Below are 20,067 nucleotides of genomic sequence, written 5' to 3' on the forward strand. Positions count from 1 at the left end.
GATCGGCGCCTTGTGCCTGATGCTGCTGCTGGTCGCGGCGCTGGCCAGTGCGCTCGGCGTGGTGTGGACGCGCCACGAGAGCCGCGTGCTGTTCGTCAACCTGACTGCGCTGCAGAACCAGCGCGACGAGCTGAACATCGAATACGGCAAGCTCGAACTGGAGCAGGCCACCTATGCCGAGCCGCGGCGCATCGACGACGAGGCCCGGCAGAAGCTGGGCATGGTCGATCCGCGTCCGCAAGACATCCGGTTGCTGCGCTGATGAGCTGGCGCAACCACATCGCCCCCGCCCAGCCCGGCCGTCGCCGCGGCGCCGGTCCCAGCGCGCGTCGGCGCATGGTGGTGGTGGTCGGCCTGCTCGGCCTGGTCTCGGTTGCGCTGATTGCGCGGGCGTTCGACCTGCAGGTGGTACGCAAGCAGTTCTACCAGAAGCAGGGTGATGCACGCTTCCTGCGCGAAGTGCCGATCCCGGTGTCGCGCGGCACCATCTTCGATCGCAACGGCGAGCCGCTGGCGGTATCGACCCCGATGATGTCGATCTGGGCGAATCCGGCCGAGGTGCTGGACAGCGACGAGCACATCCCGGCGCTGGCGCGGGCACTGGGCGTGGATGCGGAAGGCTTGAAGGCGCAGCTGGCGCAGCGCTCCGACCGCGAGTTCGTCTACCTGCGCCGGCAGATGGCGCCGGCCGCGGCACAGGCCGTACTGGACCTGGGCATTCCCGGCATCAACGGCCAGCGCGAGTTCAAGCGCTACTACCCGTCCGGCGAAGTGACCGCGCACGTGCTCGGCTTCACCAACATCGACGACCGCGGCCAGGAAGGCCTGGAGCTGGCCTACGACGACTGGCTGGCCGGCAAGCCCGGCGCGAAGCGGGTGATTCGCGACCGCATGGGCCACGTGGTGGAGGACATCGAGCAGGTGCGCGCGCCGAAGCCGGGGCAGAACCTCACACTCAGCATCGACCGGCGCATCCAGTTCCTGGCCTACAGCGAACTGAAGACCGCGCTGGAAAAATCGCAGGCCAGCTCCGGTTCGATGGTGGTGCTCGACGTCAGGACCGGCGAGGTGCTGGCGATGGCCAACCTGCCCACCTACAACCCGAACGCGCTCGGCGGCAGCCGGCCGGACCAGCGCCGCAACCGGGCGATGACCGACGTGCTCGAGCCGGGCTCCACGGTGAAGCCGATCCTGATGGCGGCGGCGCTGTCCAGCGGCAGGTTCACGCCGACCGGTCCGATCATCGACACCACCGGCGGCCACTGGTACTTCCAGGGCCATGACATTCACGACACACACAACTACGGCCTGCTGACGCCGACCGGGGTGATCACCAAGTCCAGCAACGTGGGCGCCGCGCGCATCGCCATGCAGCTCGACACCTCGCTGATGTACGACACCTATCGCGCGTTCGGCCTGGGCAACAGCACCGAGAGCGGCTTTCCCGGCGAGGCATCCGGCCATCTGCGGATCGGCCGCGACTGGCGGCCGCTGGAGAAGGCCATCCTCGGCTATGGCTACGGCCTCAACGTGACCGTGCTGCAGCTGGCCAACGCCTACGCCACGATCGCCGACGGCGGCGTGATGCACAACCCCACGTTCATCAAGGGTGGCGAGAGCGAGGCCAAGCAGATCATCTCGGCGGAAGTGGCGAACCAGCTGATCCGCATGATGGAGACCGTGACCGGGCCCGGCAGCACCGGCACGCTGGCACGCATCGCCAACTACAGCGTGGCCGGCAAGACCGGCACGGCGCACAAGGCCAGCGCCGGCGGCTACGCCAAGAGCAACTACACCTCGGCTTTCGCCGGCATCGTGCCGGCATCGAATCCGCGCCTGGTCGGCGTGGTGGTGATTGACGATCCGCAGAAGGGCAGCTACTACGGCGGCACGGTGTCCGGCCCGGTGTTCTCCAAGGTGATGGAGGGCGCGCTGCGCCTGCTCGACGTGCCACCGGACAACATCGGCCGCTGGTACGTGGGCGGCCCGCTGCAGAATGTGGACGGGCTGGTCGGCAGCAAGCCGCCGGTGGATGCACCGCTCGACGATGCGCCGATCGACGGGGGCACGCCATGAGCACCGGCCATCTCGACCAGTTGCTGCTCGGCATCGCCGATGCGCAGGTTGCCGCCGTGCCGGGCGCCGGCCGCATCGTGGTTTCCGGGTTGGCGCTGGATTCGCGCCGGGTGCGGCGTGGCGATGCGTTCTTCGCCCTGCGCGGCACCCGGGGGCATGGCATCACGTTCGCCCCGGGTGCGGTGCAGCGCGGCGCGCAGGTGGTGCTGGCCGAGGCGCCGGTGGTCGACGACGCCGCCGCGCTGGACGTGCCGGTGCTGTGGATCGAGGGCCTGCACGGCCAGGTCGGCGAGATCGCCGCGCGCTTCTACGAGCGCCCCAGCGAATCGTTGCGGATGGTCGGCGTCACCGGCACCAACGGCAAGACCTCGTGCGTGCAGTTGCTGGCGCAGGCGCTGACCCTGCTCGGCCACCGCACCGCCTCGATCGGCACGCTGGGCGCCGGCGTGCACGGCCGGTTGCGCGAGGGCGAGCGCACTACGCCCGACGCCGTGACGGTCCAGGAATTGCTGGCGGAGTTCCGCGACGCCGGCGTCAGCCACGTGGCGATGGAGGTCTCTTCGCACGCGCTGGAACAGGGCCGCGTGGCGGCGGTGGATTTCGAGGTGGCAGCGTTCACCAACCTCACCCGCGACCATCTGGATTACCACGGCAGCATGGAGGCCTACGGCGCGGCGAAGGCGAAGCTGTTCGCGTGGCCGGGCCTGCGCAGTGCGGCGATCAACGTCGACGACGCGTTCGGCCGCGAGCTGGCCGGGCAGCTGCCGGCCGGCGTCCAGCGGCTGCGCTTCAGCATGGCCGGCGACGGCGAGGCGGAAGTCGCCGCCAGCGCGATCGCCACCTCGGCCGAGGGACTGTCGTTCATGCTGCGTACGCCGTGGGGCACGCGGGCGGTGCGCAGCCAGCTGATCGGCCGCTTCAACGTGGCGAACCTGCTGGCGGTGGTGGCCTGCCTCGGCGCGCTGGGCGAACCGTTCGCGCGCATCGTCGAGGCGGTCGCGCAACTGCAGCCGGTGAACGGCCGCATGAGCGGCCTCGGCGGCCTGCATGGTCAGCCGCTGGTGGTGGTCGACTACGCGCACACGCCGGACGCGCTGGAGCAGGCGCTGGCCGCGGTGCGCGCGCATTGCGCCGGCAAGCTGATCTGCGTGTTCGGCTGCGGCGGCGAGCGCGACGCCGGCAAGCGTCCGCTGATGGGCGCGATCGCGGCGCGGCTGGCCGACGTGGCGATCGTCACCGATGACAACCCGCGCGGCGAGGACGGCGACGCGATCGTGGCGCAGATCGTCGCCGGCATGCAGGCGGCACGCGCGATGGCGGTCGAGCGCGACCGTGCGACGGCGATCGCCGATGCGCTGCAGCTGGCGCGTGCCGGCGACGCGGTGCTGATCGCCGGCAAGGGCCACGAAACCTACCAGGAAGGCGCCGACGGCAAGCATCCGTTCGATGATCTGGCGGTGGCGCGCGCCGTGCTGGAACGGATCGGCGGGGAGGAACGGCCATGATGCAGCTTGCCGCCATCGCGCTGTGGACCCACGGCCGCCTGCTCGGCAGCGACGTCGAGGTGACCGGCGTCGCCATCGACACGCGCAAACTGCGGCCCGGCGACCTGTTCGTGGCGATCAGGGGCGAGCGGGTGGACGGCCACGACTACCTGGCCGAGGCGGTCGCGCGCGGCGCGGTCGCCGCGCTGGTGACGCACAAGGTCGACAGCGCACTGCCGCAGGTGCTGGTGGACAACACGGAACTGGCCCTCGGCGACCTGGCCAGCGCGGTGCGCGCGCAGCGCAACGTGCACGTGGTCGGCATCACCGGCTCCAACGGCAAGACCACGGTGAAGACATTGGTCGCCGCGATCCTGGCGCGGCACGGCCGCACCCATGTCAGCGCGGGCAACTTCAACAACGAACTGGGCCTGCCGCTGAGCCTGCTGGCGATGCCGCAGGACACCGAATATGCGGTGTTCGAGATGGGTGCGGGCAAGCCGGGCGACATCGCCTACCTGGCCGCCATCGCACGGCCAGATATCGGCCTTGTCACGCTCATCGCGCCGGCGCATCTTGCGCGCATGGGCAGCATCGAAGGCGTGGCCGAGACCAAGGGCGCGCTGTACCAGGCCTTGCCGGCAGACGGCATAGCGATCATCAACGCCGACGACGCGTTCGCCAGCTTCTTCACCGGCCTGGCCGGCGCGCGCAAAGTGTTGCGCTTCGGCCTCGACCAGCCGGCCGATGTCGGCGCCGACATCGTCGAGCAGCGCGTGGACGGTTCGCGTTTCGTGCTGAGCACGCCGCAGGGCGACGCCGAAGTGGCACTCCCATTGCCCGGCCGCCACAACATCGCCAACGCACTGGCCGCGACGGCGGTGGCGCTGGCGCTGGAGGTGCAGCTGGACACCATCGTGGCGGGGCTGGAGCAGGTTCCCGGGGTGGCTGGCCGGCTGCGCCGCGAGGCGATGGCCGGCGGCTGGACCGTGATCGACGACAGCTACAACGCGAACCCTAGCTCGATGGCGGCAGCGATCGACACCTTGCTGCTGGCCGGCGGCGAACGTTGGCTGGTGCTGGGCGACATGGCCGAATTGGGCGCGGATGCGCGCGCGCTGCATGCCGGCATCGGCGCGCGGGCGCGCGAGCGCGGGGTCGAGCGGCTGTTCGCCGTCGGTCCGCTCGGCGCGGCCACGGTCGAGGCGTTCGGCGCGGGCGGCGAACATTTCGACGACAAGGCCGCGCTGATCGCGGTACTGCAGGCGCAATTGCACGCGGGCGTCACCTGCCTGGTGAAGGGTTCGCGCTCGGCCGGGATGGAGCAGGTGGTGGCGGCGCTCGGCGGTCATGCCGGCAAGAACAAGGGGGGCGCATCCGATGCTGCTTGAACTGGCCGACTGGATGGCACGGCATTTCACCGCGCTGCATCTGTTCCAGTACATCACCTTCCGCACGATCATGGCCGCGCTCACCGCGTTGGCGATGTCGCTGCTGTGCGGGCCATGGCTGATCAACCGGCTGGCCGCGCTGAAAGCCGGCCAGGTGGTGCGCAGCGACGGTCCGCAGACGCATCTGGTCAAGGCCGGCACGCCGACCATGGGCGGCGTGATGATCCTGCTCTCGGTCACCGTCGCCACCTTGCTGTGGGCCGACCTGCACAACCGCTACGTGTGGGTGGTGCTGGTGGTGCTGCTGAGCTTCGGCGCGATCGGCTTCTACGACGACTACCGCAAGCTGGTACTGAAGGACAGCCGCGGCCTGGCCAGCCGCTGGAAGTATTTCTGGCAGTCGGTGTTCGGCCTCGGCGCCGCGCTGTTCCTGTACTACAGCGCGCCGCATGCGACGGCCGCCGGCCTGCCGGTGGCGGAGACCGCGCTGTACGTGCCGTTGTTCAAGCACGTGGTGCTGCCGCTGGGGCTGTTCTTCGTGGTGATCACCTATTTCATGATCGTGGGCTTCTCCAACGCGGTGAACCTCACCGACGGGCTGGATGGCCTGGCGATCATGCCCACCGTGCTGGTCTCCGGCGCGCTCGGCGTATTCGCCTACCTGGCCGGCAACAAGGTGTTCTCCGAATACCTGGGCATCCCGTCGATTCCCGGCGCGGGCGAGCTGGCGATCTTCACCGGCGCGCTGGCTGGCGCGGGGCTGGGCTTCCTGTGGTTCAACACCTATCCGGCGCAGGTGTTCATGGGCGACGTCGGCGCGCTGGCGATGGGCGCGGCGCTGGGCTGCGTGGCGGTGATCGTGCGCCAGGAGATCGTGCTGCTGGTGATGGGCGGCGTGTTCGTGATGGAAACCGCGTCGGTGATGATCCAGGTGGCGAGCTTCAAGCTCACTGGCAAGCGCGTGTTCCGGATGGCGCCGATCCATCACCACTTCGAGTTGAAGGGCTGGCCCGAGCCCCGCGTGATCGTGCGTTTCTGGATCATCAGCGTGGTGCTGGTGCTGGTCGGTCTTGCCACGTTGAAGGTGCGCTGATGCCGATCTTCGACGCCGCCACCCAGGCCAAACGCCGCAGCGGACCGCGCGGCAGCTTCGACACGTGGCTGCTGGTCGCGCTGATCGGGCTGGCCAGCGTGGGCGTGGTGATGGTGACGTCAAGCTCGATCGCGGTGGCGGACAGCCAGCACATCGGTGCGTTCTATTTCCTGAAGAAGCACCTGCTGTTCCTCGGCCTGGGCATGGTCGCCGCCGGCCTGGCGATGCGCACCGAGCTGAAGCTGCTGGAGAAGTTCGCGTTCCCGCTGCTGGCGCTGGCGTTCCTGATGCTGCTGGCGGTGTTCGTGCCGCACTTCGGCATGCGCATCAACGGTGCGCGGCGCTGGCTGAACCTGCTGGTCACCACGTTCCAGCCGGTGGAGGCGGTAAAACTCATTCTGGTGGTCTATGTGGCGAGCTACCTGGTGCGCCACCGTGAAAATGTGGAAACGAAATTCCTCGGACTGTTCAAGCCGGTGCTGGTCGCCGGCATGATCGTGCTGCTGCTGCTGGCGCAGCCGGACTTCGGTTCGGCCACGCTGGTGATCGCGGTGACCATCGCCATGGTCTGGCTGGGCGGCGCGCGGCCGATCTTCCTGTTCCTGATGGGCTTGCCGCTGATGCCGCTGCTGTATATCGCGGCGACCGGCGAGAGCTACCGCATGAAGCGGCTGACCTCGTTCATGGACCCGTGGAAGGACCCGTTCAACGACGGCTTCCAGCTGACCCAGTCGCTGATGGCGATCGGCCGCGGCGAGTGGACCGGCGTAGGCCTGGGCTCCAGCGTGCTGAAGCTGTCCTACCTGCCGGAGGCGCACACCGACTTCATCTTCGCGGTGATCGGCGAGGAGCTTGGCCTGGCCGGCGTGGTGCTGGTGGTCGGCCTGTTCGGCCTGGCCGTGGGGCGCGGCCTGTACCTGGGCCTGAAGGGTGTCGAGGTGGGCCAGCGCTTTGCCGGCTACGTCGCGTTCGGCGTCTCGCTGATGCTGGCAATGCAGGCGTTCGTGTCGGTCGGCGTGAACCTGGGGGCGCTGCCGACCAAGGGGTTGACCCTGCCGCTGATCAGCTACGGCGGCTCGTCGATGGTGCTGACCTGCGCCATGGCCGGCGTGCTGCTGCGTGCCACCTGGGAGATCAACCGCGCGCTGGACGCGCGACAGATGACCACGCGGATGCCGGCGGCGGTGGCTGCGGCCGACGCGAACGTCGCGGCGAAGCCGCGCGAGGCGGTGCCCGCATGAATACGCAGGCACCCGTGCTGATCATGGCCGGTGGCACCGGCGGCCACATCTTCCCCGGCCTGGCGGTAGCCGAGTGCCTGCGTGCGCAGGGCGTGCCGGTGGTGTGGCTGGGTGCGGTCGGCGGGATGGAGACGAAGGTGGTGCCGGCACAACGGATCGAACTGCACACCGTTGCGGTCGGCGGCCTGCGCGGCAAGGGCATCCGAACCCGGCTGCTGGCGCCGCTGATGCTGCTGCGCGCGCTGTTCGCTTCGCTGGCGGTGCTGCGCCAGGTGCGGCCGCGCAGCGTGCTGTCGATGGGCGGCTATGTGGCCGGTCCCGGCGGTCTTGCCGCATGGCTGCTGCGCCGTCCGCTGCTGGTGCACGAGCAGAACCGCGTGGCCGGCTTCACCAACCGCAAGCTGGCCGGGCTGGCGAAGCGCGTGCTGGCCGGTTTCGCCGATGCCTTGCCGCGCGCCGAGTGGGTCGGCAATCCGGTGCGCGAGGCGATCGCCGCGCTGCCGCCGCCGGCCGCGCGCATGGCGGGACGCAGCGGCAAGCCGCGCCTGCTGGTGCTGGGTGGCAGCCTCGGCGCTCGCGCGCTGAACCTGGCGCTGCCGCAGGCGCTGGCCCGGCTGACCCCGGCGCAGCGTCCCGAGGTGCTGCACCAGTGCGGCAGTCGCGGTCTCGACGAAGCAGGCGAAGCGTATGCGCAGGCTGGCGTCGAAGCGCAGGTGGTCGCGTTCATCGACGACATGGCCGGCAGCTACGGCTGGGCCGACCTGGCCGTGTGCCGCGCCGGTGCGCTGACCCTGGCCGAGCTGGCTGCCGCCGGACTGGGTGCGGTGCTGGTGCCGTTCCCGCATGCGGTGGACGACCACCAGACGCGCAACGCCGAAGTACTGATGGCGGCCGGGGCCGCCGAACTGATGCAGGAGAACGAGCTGGACGTACAGATACTGGCGCAGCGGCTGGCATCGCTGCTGGACGATCGCCAGCGACTGCTGGCGATGGCCGAGGCCGCGCGCACGCTGGCGAAACCCGACGCGGCGCAGGTCATCGCGCGCGCTTGCCTGGAGGTCGCCGCATGACGCCGCGTCGATTGCATGCGCACGAAGACCCGATGAGCACATTCCGCCGGGTGCACTTCATCGGCATCGGCGGCGTCGGCATGAGCGGCATCGCCGAGGTGCTGCACAACCTCGGCTACGCAGTGTCCGGTTCCGACCGCGCCAACTCGCCGACCGTGCAGCGGTTGCGCCAGCTGGGCATTGACGTGCACGTCGGCCACGCGGTGGAGAACATCGGCGCCGCCGACGTGGTGGTGACCTCCAGCGCGATCCGGCAGGACAACCCGGAGCTGGTCGCCGCCCGCGAGGCGCGCATCCCGGTGATCCCGCGCGCGGAGATGCTGGGCGAGCTGATGCGCTTCCGCCGCGGCGTGGCGATCGCCGGCACCCACGGCAAGACCACCACCACCAGCCTCACCGCCAGCGTGCTGGCCGAGGCTGGCTACGACCCGACCTTCGTGATCGGTGGTCAGCTCAACGCGGCCGGCGCCAACGCGCGGCTGGGCACCGGCCAGTACCTGGTGGCCGAGGCTGACGAATCCGATGGCTCGTTCCTGCTGCTGTCGCCGGTGATCGCCGCGGTCACCAACATCGACGCCGACCACCTGGAGAACTACCACGGCGATTTCGCCGAGATGAAGAAGGCGTTCGCCGATTTCCTGCACCGGCTGCCGTTCTACGGCTTGGCCGTGCTGTGCGTGGACGATCCCGAAGTGGCCGTGCTGGCGAAGTCCACCACGCGCCGCGTGATGACCTACGGCATCGACGCCGCCGACGCCGACGTGCGCGCGCAGAATGTGAGCCAGCACGGCTTCGAGATGCATTTCGAGCTGCTGCTGCCGGGGCGGGCCGACGCGCTGCCGGTGAAGCTCAACCTGCCGGGACGGCACAACGTGCTGAACGCGCTGGCGGCCGCCGCGATCGGCTGGCAGCTGGGCGTCGAGGCCGATGCGCTGGCGCGTGCGCTGGAGAACTTCCAGGGCGTCGGCCGGCGCTTCCACCGGCGCGGCGAGATCGCGCTGGAGCAGGGCAGCGTGCTGCTGGTCGACGACTACGGTCACCATCCGCGCGAGCTGGCCGCAGTGTTCGCCGCCGCGCGCGGCGGCTGGCCGGAACGCCGCCTGGTGGTCGGTTTCCAGCCGCACCGCTACAGCCGCACGCGCGATCTGCTGGACGACTTCGCCAACGTGCTGGCCGAGGTCGACGTGCTGGTGCTGACCGACGTCTACCCGGCCGGCGAAGCGCCGATCGCCGGTGCGGACGGCCGTGCGCTGGCGCGGGCGGTGCGCGCCCGCGGCAAGGTCGATCCGGTGCTGGTCGAACATCCGCGCGACCTGAAGGACACCCTGCCGACGCTGCTGCGCGACGGCGACCTGCTGCTGCTGCTCGGCGCCGGCGATATCGGTGCGGCGGCGGTCGAGCTGGCGCAGACCGGCCATTTGAGGGCAAGCAAGTGAGCAGCATGATCAAGGATCCCGAACAATTCGGCCGCGTCGCCGTGGCGATGGGCGGCAGCTCGGCAGAGCGCGCGGTATCGCTGGACTCCGGCCGCAACGTGCTGGAAGCGCTCAGGGCGCGCGGCGTGGACGCGCAGCCGGTCGACGGCATCCCCGCGCTGCTCTACGCGCTGCGCACCGGCGGCTTCGCGCGCGTGTTCAACATCCTGCACGGCCAGCACGGCGGTGGCGAGGATGGCGTGCTGCAAGGCGCGCTGGAGGCGCTGAACGTGCCGTACACCGGCTCGGGCGTGCTCGGCTCGGCATTGTCGATGGACAAGACGCGTTCGAAGCGCGTGTGGCAGTCGCTGGGCCTGCCGACGCCGAAGTTCGTGGCGCTGCCGCGCGGAGCAGACGTGCATGCGGCGGCGAAACAGATAGGCTTCCCGCTGATCGTGAAGCCGGCCTGCGAGGGTTCCAGCGTGGGCGTGACCCGCGTGTTCGAGGAATCCCAGCTGGACCAGGCGGTCGAGCTGGCCGCGAAGTATCCGGGCGACCTGCTGATGGAAACCCTGATCGAGGGCGACGAACTGACCGTCGCCATCCTCGGTCGCCAGGTGCTGCCCAGCATCCACATCGTGCCGAAGGGCGCGTTCTACGACTACAACGCGAAGTACATCGCCGAGGACACGCTGTACCTGTGCCCCGGCCTGGAAGGCGATGCCGAGACGGAACTGCGCGCACTGGCGCTGGCCGCGTTCGACGCGCTGGGCTGCAGCGGCTGGGGCCGGGTCGACGTGATGCGCGACCGCCAAGGCCGCAACTGGCTGCTGGAGGTGAACACCGCGCCCGGCATGACCTCGCACTCGCTGGTGCCGAAGGCGGCCAAGGCGGCCGGCATCGACTACCAGGAGCTGTGCTGGCGCGTGCTGGAAACCAGTTTCAGGGAGGGCATGTGAAAGGAGCCATCCGCCTCGTCGCCTGGTGCCTCGCGATCGCGCTGGTCGTGCTGCCGATCGTCGGCGTGCTGCGCGGCTGGTTTGCGGCCGGGCGCTGGCCGGTGACCCAACTTACCGTGCAGGCCGAGTTCCGGCACGTCAGCGCGGACGACATCCGCGCCGCGGTACGGCCGCGGCTGGGCAAGGGCTTCTTTGCGCTCGATCTCGATGCGGTGCAGAAGGCCGTCGCCGCGCTGCCGTGGGTGGAATCGGTGGAGGCACGCAAGCGCTGGCCGGATACCCTGCAGCTGCGCATCTACGAGCGGCAGCCGTTCGCCCGCTGGAACGACAAGCAGCTGATCAGCCGGCAGGGGCTGGTGTTCGAGGCGCCCGGCATGGCCGGCATCGGCGCGTTGCCGGATCTGCGCGGGCCGGACGCGCGGCTGGCCGAGGTGGTCAGCTTCTACGCGGAAACGAGCAAGGCGTTCGCCGGCACCCACCTGCAGATCACCGGCGTGGCGCTGACCGAGCGTGGCAGCTGGAGCGTGGGCACCGCGAACGGCGCACAGATCGTGATCGGCGATCGCGAGCAGGCCGGGCGCCGGTTGCGCCGCTTCCTCGACGTCTACCCGCAGCTGATCGCCGGCCATGCCGACGGCTTCGCCTACGCCGACCTTCGCTACACCAATGGATTCGCCGTGCGCTGGCCGCAGGCGGCCGCCGCCAACGAGGGAGGTTCGCCCCGTTCATGAGCATTTCCCTATGAAGCCGCGCAACGACAAGCAACTGGTGGTGGGACTCGATATCGGCACCTCCAAGGTGGTGGCGATCGTCGGCGAGTACGAGCCGGGCGAGCCGATCACGGTGATCGGCATCGGCACGCACGTGTCGCGCGGCATGAAGCGCGGCTCGGTGGTGGACATCGAATCGACCGTGCATTCGATCCAGCGCGCGGTGGAGGAAGCCGAGCTGATGGCCGGCTGCGACATCCGTTCGGTCTACGCCTCGATCTCCGGCAGCCACCTGGAAACCCGCAACTCGCACGGCAACGCGGCGATCCGCGACCGCGAGGTGACCGCCAGCGACCTGGAACAGGTGCTGGAAGCGGCCAGCGCGGTGGCGATCCCGGCCGACCGCAAGGTGCTCTACAAGGAGTCGCAGGAATACCGCATCGACGGCCAGGACGGCATCCGTGCGCCGATCGGCATGAGCGGCGTGCGGCTGGAGGCGAATGTGCACCTGGTCACCGGCGCCGCCGCGGCGGTGCAGAACGTCACCAAGTGCATCCAGCGCTGCGGCCTCACCGTGGACGAACTGGTGCCGTCGGCGGTGGCCAGCGCGAAGGCGGTGCTGACCGACGACGAGCGCGAGCTCGGCGTGTGTCTGGTCGACATCGGCGCCGGCACCACCGACATCGCGATCTATACCCAGGGCTCGATCCGCTACACCGCGTCGCTGCCGGTCGGCGGCGACCAGGTCACCAGCGACATCGCCTACGGCGTGCATACGCCGACCGCGCATGCGGAGGAAATCAAGATCAAATACGCCTGCGCGCAGACCGGACTGGCGCACGCCGAGGAAACCATCCAGGTGCCCAGCGTCGGCGATCGCCCGCCGCGCCGGCTGGCGCGGCAGTCGCTGGCGCAGTCGGTGCAGGCGCGCTACGAGGAGATCTTCGAAATGGTGCAGGACCAGTTGCGCCGCTCCGGCTACGAGAGCCTGGTCGCGGCCGGCGTGGTGCTGACCGGCGGGGCCTCGAAGATGGAAGGCGCGCTGGAGCTGGCCGAGGAGATCTTCCACAAGATGGTGCGCATCGGCGTGCCGCAGCAGATCGACGGCCTCGGCGAAGTGGTCTCCAGTCCGCTGCATGCCACCGGCGTGGGCCTGCTGCTGCATGGCGCGCGCGCCGGCGGCACGCGAGCGGGCGGGCCGATCGGCGGCAGCGTCGGCGGCGTGGTCGGCAAGCTGCGCAGCTGGCTTACCAGGAATTTCTGAGCGACAGGTTTCAGGGTGGCGCAGGAGGCGTCGCCCCGGGTGGAGGGACATCCGCCCACCACCATGGACCGACAGGAGTCGCCACCCATGGTTACAACGACAACAACTCTTAGGAGGACGGGAAATGTTTGAACTGATCGATAAACTCGCACCCAATGCAGTCATCAAGGTGATCGGCGTGGGCGGCGGCGGCGGCAACGCCGTGGCGCACATGCTGAATGCCAACATCGAAGGCGTGGAATTCGTCGTCGCCAACACCGACGCGCAGGCGATGACCAGCTGCGGTTCGCGCACCCATCTGCAACTGGGTGGGAACGTGACCAAGGGCCTGGGCGCTGGCGCCAACCCCGAGGTCGGCCGGCAGGCGGCGCTCGAGGATCGTGAGCGCATCGAGGCGATGCTGGAAGGCGCCGACATGGTGTTCATCACCGCCGGCATGGGCGGCGGCACGGGTACCGGCGCGGCGCCGGTGGTGGCGCAGCTGGCCAAGGAGAAGGGCATCCTCACTGTGGCGGTGGTGACCAAGCCGTTCCCGTTCGAGGGCCGTCGCCGCATGCAGGTCGCGCTCAAGGGCATCGAGGACCTGTCGCAGCACGTCGACTCGCTGATCACCGTGCCGAACGAGAAGCTGCTCAGCGTGCTCGGCCGCGAGGTCACCCTGCTCAACGCGTTCAAGGCCGCCAACGACGTGCTGCAGGGCGCCGTGCAGGGCATCGCCGACCTGATCACCGCTCCCGGCCTGATCAACGTCGACTTTGCCGACGTGCGCACCGTGATGTCCGAGATGGGCCTGGCGATGATGGGCTCGGGCACCGCCCGCGGCGACGACCGTGCCCAGGCGGCAGCCGAGGCGGCGATCAAGAACCCGCTGCTGGAAGACGTCAACCTCAACGGTGCCTGCGGCATCCTGGTCAACGTCACCGCCGGTCCGAACCTGACCATGCGCGAGTTCGACGAGATCGGCCGGATCATCCACGATTTCGCCAGCGAGGACGCCACCGTGGTGATGGGCACCTCGCTCGATCCGGAGATGAAGGACGACGTGCGCGTCACCGTGGTCGCCACCGGCCTCAACCGGGCGATGGCCTCGCGCCAGCACCCGCCGATCCGCATGGTCGAGACCCAGCAGGTGCAGATGCGGCCGCGTCCGGTGGTGCTGCGTACCGGCACCGGCAACGAGGTGGTCGACTACGCCCAGCCCGAGATGGCGGTCAGCCAGGGACGTGCGGAACCTGTCACGTCGGCGAAGCACGCCGAGCCGGGCTTCGACTACCTGGACATCCCGGCGTTCCTGCGCCGCCAGGCCGACTGACGGAGGTTGGCTTCCAAACAACTTGCACCGGTTAAAGAGTTGCGAAAATATTGAACAAATGCTCGTCGGGCTGGTCACTCTTTCCGGTGTGCCGGATTGGCTGCCTGCAGCCGGGTCGGTATCGTCCGTAAAATCTCAGTCATCTTGAGATGCGGGGAGTGGCCGCGGGCGGGCTGGTTCATTGTGGCGAGCAACAAGACTGTGCGTCGGGATGACGCACGGCTGCCTGCGGCGGATCCGTCCGCGCCGGCGGCTCGATGTCCCGTGCCGGATTCCCGTCCCAGGCGCGGGGCGTCGTGTCGATTCCGTGGTTTGATCGGATCAGAGAGGGTGGACGCACGAAGCCTTCAAGGATGAAAGAAACATGAAGGCTTAATCAGACTGTACGGTACGGTTTGCTTTCATCACAGGTTAAAACTGTGTTAGCATCCGCCCCTGATTGGCTGCTGCCTACACAGGTACCAACAACAATGATCAAGCAGCGTACGCTCAAGAACATCATCCGCGCGACTGGTGTAGGCCTGCATACGGGCGACAAGGTGTACATGACCTTGCGTCCCGCGGCGCCGAATACGGGCATCGTGTTCCGCCGCACCGACCTCACTCCGCCGGTGGATCTTCGCGCCCGCCAGGACAATGTCGGCGATACCCGGCTGTCGACCACCCTGGTCAACGGCGAGGTGCGTGTCTCCACGGTCGAGCATCTGCTCTCGGCGATGGCCGGCCTGGGCATCGACAACGCCTATGTCGACCTGTCCGCGCCGGAAGTGCCGATCATGGACGGCAGCGCCGGTCCGTTTGTGTTCCTGCTGCAGTCCGCCGGCATCGAAGAGCAGAACGTGGCCAAGCGCTTCATCCGCATCAAGAAGCCGGTGAAGGTGCAGGAAGGCGACAAGTGGGCCGCCTTCGAGCCGTTCGAGGGTTTCAAGGTCGGCTTCTCGATCGACTTCAACCATCCGATCATCAGCCAGCGCACCTCGCGCGCCGAGATCGACTTCTCCACCACCTCCTTCGTCAAGGAAGTGAGCCGGGCGCGCACCTTCGGCTTCATGCGCGACATCGAGATGCTGCGCGAACACAATCTGGCGCTGGGCGGCTCGATGGACAATGCCGTGGTGCTGGACGACTACCGCGTGCTGAATGAGGACGGCCTGCGTTACGAGGACGAGTTCGTCAAGCACAAGATCCTCGACGCGATCGGCGACCTGTACCTGCTCGGCCACAGCCTGATCGGCGCCTACCATGCGCACAAGTCGGGCCACGAACTCAACAACAAGCTGCTGCGCACGCTGATGGCCGATGCCACGGCATGGGAAGAGGTCAGCTACCAGGACGACCCGGCCACCTCGCCGATCTCCTACGCGCACCCCGCCCAGGCAACCTGAGCCCGCCAAGCTCATCCTGCCCCGACCGAGGCTCCACGAAAACGGCCGTGTCGCATGACACGGCCGTTTTCGTGATGCGCATGACATTCTCACCGCGCTCGGCTTCACGCCTCCATGACGAGGCGGGTTATGTCTTAACAAACCCCGTGCTATAAAACCCGTCGCCGGCATCCGGATGGGGCGAGTCAGTCCGGGTCGGACGAGGGGGGATCAGCGGTTTCGGCGAAGGATGCCAGTTCGAGGAACAGTGCCCGCAATTCGGGGTCTGTGAAGGATGCGGCGGCTGCCCTGAGGTGGGTGGCCGCGGCAGGCGAAAGCGGTTTCGACCGATCCGGCGGCGTTGCGACCGGTGGTTGGGGGGCCACTTTCACGGTGACTGAACTGGCGCGTATGCCGATGGCATGCGCGGCGGCAAGGATCTGCGTCTGCATCAAGCGCAGGCGTGATGCCCAGCCCGGTGAAGACACCAGGAAGACGAGGCGGTCGTTGCGCAGGTCGGCGAATCTGGCCTGCTCGCGCAACGGCGAGGGCAACGTCTGGCGCAGTGCGCGGTCCAGCGCTTCCAGCGCGCCGGCCTTTCGGGCCAGCGTCGCGAAGGAGCCGCATTCGGCGAGGGGCTTCGGCCCGTTGCCGGCGCGGCGGGAAGTGGCCGGGGTGGCGCGTTGCATGGTGCCGGAATTCGATCGTGGAAAGTCATGCAAATCATACTCGTCTCACGTGCCGGAAAATTGCCGAAAACCCTCGACCTGGCCGACCGGCGCCTGCGCTGGAAGCTGCTGGCGACGGTCTCGGCGGCAGTGCTTGGCTGCATGGGTACCGGGGTGGCGCTGGCGTTGCTGCTGGCCAGTCCGCGTGACCGCGCGCTGGCGGACATCCACGACATGCAGCGGCAGATCCGGCAGCAGAACACCCAGTTGGCCGGCGTGCGTCAGGACGCCCATCGCGACCTCGACGCGCTGGCCGTGAAGCTCGGACAACTGCAGGCCCAGTCGACCCGGCTGAACGCGCTCGGCGAGAGGCTGGCCGAGGTCGGCAAGCTCGATGACGGCGAGTTCAACTTCGACCAGCAGCCGGCGGTCGGCGGCGTGGAGGACACCGCCGGGGTCGCCTATGCGCTGCCGCCGACGCTGGAAAGCAGCATCAACCAGCTGGCCGGCCAGTTCGACACCCAGCAGGCGCAGCTGTCAGCACTGCAGAGCCTGTTGCTGGACGCGAGGATCGAATCGAACCTCAAGCCGACCGGGATGCCGGTGCAGGGCTACATCTCCTCGTATTTCGGCGTACGTCCGGATCCCTTCGACGGCCGGTCGGCGCGGCACACCGGCATCGACATCGCCACCCCGTTCGGCACGCCGGTGCACGCCGTGGCCGAGGGCATGGTGACATTCGCCGGCCAGCGCAGCGGCTACGGCAACGTGGTCGAGATCGACCACGGCAATGGCTACATGACCCGCTATGCGCACAACAGCGCGCTGGATGTGCGCCCGGGCCAGCATGTGCAGGTGGGCGATGTGGTCGCCAAGGCCGGGTCCACCGGTCGTTCCACCGGCTCGCACGTGCATTTCGAGGTCTGGTACGACGGCCGCGTGGTCAATCCGCTGGCGTTCGTCCGCAACCGCCGCTGACGTCGTTCCCCAGCCGCGATATCCCTTGAATCCGGCCTCGGCCGGTACCATGCAGGGCGGGTCGGCATCTCCCCGTTCCCGCAGGATCCCTGTGCGGGCGGCGTCCCGATGGCATGTAGTAACATGCCCGATTGGCCCGTGCACATGGCGGGCGCCTTGTTCCCCAATCCGGAAGATCGATGTTCAATCGTGCCCTGACGAGCCTGTTTGGTAGCCGCAACGAGCGCGTTTTGCGCCAGCTCTCCAGAAGCGTCAACCGCATCAATGCGCTGGAGGCCGAGTTCGAGAAGCTGGACGATGCCGCGCTGCGCGGCAAGACCGACGAATTCAAGCAGCGCGTCGCCGCCGGCGAGGCGCTGGACAAGCTCCTGCCCGAGGCTTTCGCCGTGGTCCGCGAAGCGGCCAAGCGCACCCTGGGCATGCGCCACTACGACGTGCAGATGATCGGCGGCATGGTGCTGCACCAGGGCAAGATCGCCGAGATGCGCACCGGCGAGGGCAAGACCCTGGTCGGCACGCTGCCGGTCTACCTCAATGCACTGGCCGGCAAGGGCGTGCACGTGGTCACCGTGAACGATTACCTGGCCCGGCGTGACTCGGCCCAGATGGGCAAGCTGTACGGCTTCCTCGGGCTGAGCGTGGGCGTGGTGTACCCGGGCATGGACCATGCCGACAAGCACGCGGCCTATGCCGCCGACATCACCTACGGCACCAACAACGAATTCGGTTTCGACTACCTGCGCGACAACATGGCGCTCAGCAAGGAGCAGCGCTACCAGCGCGGCCTGCACTACGCCATCGTCGACGAGGTCGACTCGATCCTGATCGACGAGGCGCGCACCCCGCTGATCATCTCAGGTCCGGCCGAGGACTCCCCGCAGCTGTACATCGCGGTGAACAGGATCGTGCCCCACATGATCCGCCAGACCGAGGAAGACGGCGCCGGCGACTACTGGGTCGACGAGAAGCAGAAGCAGGTGCACCTTTCCGAGGAAGGCATGCAGCACGCCGATGAACTGCTGCGCGCTGGCGGGGTGATCGAGCAGGACAGTGGCCTGTACGACTCCAAGAACCTGGCTGTGGTGCATCACCTCAACGCCGCGCTGCGCGCCAACGGCATCTACCAGCGCGACGTGGACTACATCGTGCGCGACGGCGAGGTCATCATCGTCGACGAATTCACCGGCCGTACCCTGCCTGGCCGGCGCTGGTCCGACGGCCTGCATCAGGCGGTCGAGGCGAAGGAAGGCGTGCCGATCCAGCGCGAGAACCAGACGCTGGCCACGGTGACGTTCCAGAACCTGTTCCGCATGTACAAGAAGCTGGCCGGCATGACCGGCACGGCCGACACCGAGGCGTTCGAGTTCCAGAGCATCTACGGCCTGGAGGTGGTGGTGATCCCTACCCACAAGCCGATGATCCGCAAGGACAACTCGGACATGATCTTCCTGTCGCAGACGCCGAAGTACAACTCGGTGATCGAGGACATCAAGGACTGCCACAAGCGTGGCCAGCCGGTGCTGGTCGGCACCACCTCGATCGAGGTGTCCGAGCTGCTGTCCGGAATGCTGCAGAAGGCCGGCGTGGTTCACGAGGTGCTGAATGCCAAGCAGCACGAGCGCGAGGCGCACATCGTGGCCCAGGCCGGTGCGCCTGGGCAGGTCACCATCGCCACCAATATGGCTGGCCGCGGCACCGACATCGTGCTCGGCGGCAGCCTGGACGCGGCGCTGGCGGCCTTGCCGGCGGACGCCAGCGAGGTCGACCGCGCCCGGGTCAAGGCGGAGTGGAAGAAGCTACACGAACAGGTGCTCGCCGCCGGCGGCCTGCACATCATCGGCACCGAGCGACACGAATCGCGGCGCATCGACAACCAGCTGCGCGGCCGGTCCGGCCGCCAGGGCGATCCGGGTTCCTCGCGCTTCTACCTGTCGCTGGAAGACAACCTGTTGCGCATCTTCGGCGGCGAAGGCCTGGTGCGCTGGATGAAGCGCTTCGGCATGAAGGACGACGACGCGCTGGAAGACCGCATGATCAGCCGCCAGATCGAGAAGGCGCAGCGCAAGGTCGAGCAGCACAACTTCGACATCCGCAAGCACCTGCTGGAGTTCGACGACGTCGCCAACGACCAGCGCAAGGTGATCTACCGCCAGCGTGACGAACTGCTCGACGGCGACGACGTCTCAGCCACCGTGGCCGACATCCGCGACGACGTGGTGCAGTCGATGGTGCGTGCCTACGTGCCGGAAGACAGCATCGACGAGCAGTGGGACCTGGCCGGCCTCGACCGCGAGCTGGAAAGCGAGCTTGGCTTGTCGCTCGACCTCAAGCACTGGATCGAGCAGCAGCACGAGATCGACGCGGGGATGATCCTTGAACACGTACGCGACGGGGTGAACGGGCTGTTCCAGGCGAAGGAGGCGCAGATCGGCGCCGAGACCATGCGCCAGCTGGAAAAGCACATCATGCTGACCGTGGTCGACAACGCCTGGAAGGATCATCTGGCCAGCATGGATTACCTGCGCCAGGGCATCTACCTGGTTGGCTACGCGCAGCAGGACCCGAAGCAGGCGTTCAAGCGCGAGTCGTTCAAACTGTTCTCGGCGATGCTGGACCGGATCAAGGCCGAAGTGACCCAGATGCTGGCGCGCATCCGGATCCGCAGCGAGGAAGAAGTCGCCGCGATGGAGGCCGAGCAGCGGCGTCTGGCCGACCGGCTGCAGAAACAGATGCAGGCGACCGGCGGCGGAGCCCCGCCGGCGGGCGCGTTCGGCGGCGAGGCGGAGGCGGCGGTCGGCGCCGGCATGCGTCTGGCACAGCAGCCGGCGCAACACGACGGCCCCAAGATCGGCCGCAACGATCCGTGCCCGTGCGGCTCGGGCAAGAAGTACAAGCATTGCCACGGCCAACTGGCCTAAGGACGGAATGGGTAGCGAGGAAGATGCCCCGCACTCCACGCAACCGCTCACTGCCCCGCCCATAAAAAAAACGAGAGGCTGTGCCTCTCGTTTTTTTTATGTCGATCAGCGGTCAGCGGGATCT

Annotated in this window: 16 protein-coding genes; 15 read left to right on the plus strand and 1 reads right to left on the minus strand. The window is 68.2% G+C overall.

The annotated features are described in order from the left end of the window. Position 1 precedes the first annotated feature (1 nt). The 13 genes from ftsL to lpxC all read left to right on the plus strand — a co-directional run bounded on the left by ftsL (position 2) and on the right by lpxC (position 15,400). On the plus strand, positions 2 to 262 hold the full coding sequence (gene ftsL / locus DEO45_RS11665) for a cell division protein FtsL (RefSeq protein ID WP_189339740.1): 261 nt from the start codon (positions 2 to 4) through the stop codon (positions 260 to 262). Continuing rightward, positions 262 to 2,076 (plus strand): peptidoglycan D,D-transpeptidase FtsI family protein, encoded by a 1,815-nt coding sequence (locus tag DEO45_RS11670; RefSeq protein ID WP_114343721.1) that lies wholly within the window; start codon positions 262 to 264, stop codon positions 2,074 to 2,076. Before ftsL ends, DEO45_RS11670 begins: the two co-directional genes overlap by 1 nt. Then, complete coding sequence (locus DEO45_RS11675) at positions 2,073 to 3,581, plus strand: UDP-N-acetylmuramoyl-L-alanyl-D-glutamate--2,6-diaminopimelate ligase (RefSeq protein WP_114343724.1); 1,509 nt, start codon at positions 2,073 to 2,075, stop codon at positions 3,579 to 3,581. Before DEO45_RS11670 ends, DEO45_RS11675 begins: the two co-directional genes overlap by 4 nt. Beyond that, a complete protein-coding gene (locus tag DEO45_RS11680; protein ID WP_114343726.1) occupies positions 3,578 to 4,951 on the plus strand; it encodes a UDP-N-acetylmuramoyl-tripeptide--D-alanyl-D-alanine ligase in 1,374 nt (457 codons plus the stop codon). The genes DEO45_RS11675 and DEO45_RS11680 overlap by 4 nt, the downstream gene beginning before the upstream one ends. Continuing rightward, positions 4,941 to 6,044, plus strand: coding sequence for a phospho-N-acetylmuramoyl-pentapeptide-transferase (gene mraY / locus DEO45_RS11685; protein WP_114343729.1), 1,104 nt, complete (start codon positions 4,941 to 4,943; stop codon positions 6,042 to 6,044). The genes DEO45_RS11680 and mraY overlap by 11 nt, the downstream gene beginning before the upstream one ends. Continuing rightward, positions 6,044 to 7,285 carry a putative lipid II flippase FtsW gene (ftsW, locus tag DEO45_RS11690; protein WP_114343731.1) on the plus strand — a complete coding sequence of 414 codons (1,242 nt, stop codon included), beginning with the start codon at positions 6,044 to 6,046 and terminating at the stop codon, positions 7,283 to 7,285. The genes mraY and ftsW overlap by 1 nt, the downstream gene beginning before the upstream one ends. Next, positions 7,282 to 8,355, plus strand: a complete 1,074-nt coding sequence (gene murG / locus DEO45_RS11695; protein WP_114343732.1) for an undecaprenyldiphospho-muramoylpentapeptide beta-N-acetylglucosaminyltransferase — start codon at positions 7,282 to 7,284, stop codon at positions 8,353 to 8,355. Before ftsW ends, murG begins: the two co-directional genes overlap by 4 nt. Next, entirely contained in the window at positions 8,352 to 9,791 is a 1,440-nt protein-coding gene (gene murC, locus DEO45_RS11700; RefSeq protein ID WP_114343735.1) for a UDP-N-acetylmuramate--L-alanine ligase, read from the plus strand. The genes murG and murC overlap by 4 nt, the downstream gene beginning before the upstream one ends. Before the next feature lie 5 nt (positions 9,792 to 9,796). Beyond that, the gene (locus tag DEO45_RS11705) at positions 9,797 to 10,729 is read left to right on the plus strand and encodes a D-alanine--D-alanine ligase (protein WP_189339733.1); all 933 of its coding nucleotides are present in this window, start codon (positions 9,797 to 9,799) and stop codon (positions 10,727 to 10,729) included. Beyond that, positions 10,726 to 11,460 (plus strand): cell division protein FtsQ/DivIB, encoded by a 735-nt coding sequence (locus tag DEO45_RS11710; RefSeq protein WP_114343740.1) that lies wholly within the window; start codon positions 10,726 to 10,728, stop codon positions 11,458 to 11,460. The genes DEO45_RS11705 and DEO45_RS11710 overlap by 4 nt, the downstream gene beginning before the upstream one ends. 10 nt (positions 11,461 to 11,470) lie before the next feature. Then, entirely contained in the window at positions 11,471 to 12,703 is a 1,233-nt protein-coding gene (ftsA, locus tag DEO45_RS11715) for a cell division protein FtsA (protein WP_114343743.1), read from the plus strand. A 124-nt stretch (positions 12,704 to 12,827) separates the two neighbouring features. After that, positions 12,828 to 14,015 (plus strand): cell division protein FtsZ, encoded by a 1,188-nt coding sequence (gene ftsZ, locus DEO45_RS11720; protein WP_114343746.1) that lies wholly within the window; start codon positions 12,828 to 12,830, stop codon positions 14,013 to 14,015. Between the two features lie 470 nt (positions 14,016 to 14,485). Continuing rightward, on the plus strand, positions 14,486 to 15,400 hold the full coding sequence (lpxC, locus tag DEO45_RS11725; RefSeq protein WP_114343748.1) for a UDP-3-O-acyl-N-acetylglucosamine deacetylase: 915 nt from the start codon (positions 14,486 to 14,488) through the stop codon (positions 15,398 to 15,400). Between the two features lie 185 nt (positions 15,401 to 15,585). On the opposite strand, the gene DEO45_RS11730 is transcribed toward lpxC, so the two are convergent. Then, on the minus strand, positions 15,586 to 16,068 hold the full coding sequence (locus tag DEO45_RS11730; protein ID WP_114343750.1) for a DUF721 domain-containing protein: 483 nt from the start codon (positions 16,066 to 16,068) through the stop codon (positions 15,586 to 15,588). Between the two features lie 27 nt (positions 16,069 to 16,095). Between DEO45_RS11730 and DEO45_RS11735 the strand changes: the two genes are divergently transcribed. Both DEO45_RS11735 and secA read left to right on the plus strand, forming a co-directional pair. Continuing rightward, on the plus strand, positions 16,096 to 17,025 hold the full coding sequence (locus DEO45_RS11735) for a M23 family metallopeptidase (protein WP_114343753.1): 930 nt from the start codon (positions 16,096 to 16,098) through the stop codon (positions 17,023 to 17,025). Between the two features lie 179 nt (positions 17,026 to 17,204). Beyond that, complete coding sequence (gene secA, locus DEO45_RS11740; RefSeq protein WP_114343756.1) at positions 17,205 to 19,943, plus strand: preprotein translocase subunit SecA; 2,739 nt, start codon at positions 17,205 to 17,207, stop codon at positions 19,941 to 19,943. Positions 19,944 to 20,067 lie beyond the last annotated feature (124 nt).

Source organism: Rhodanobacter denitrificans, assembly GCF_003335105.1.
Taxonomy (GTDB): domain Bacteria; phylum Pseudomonadota; class Gammaproteobacteria; order Xanthomonadales; family Rhodanobacteraceae; genus Rhodanobacter; species Rhodanobacter denitrificans_A.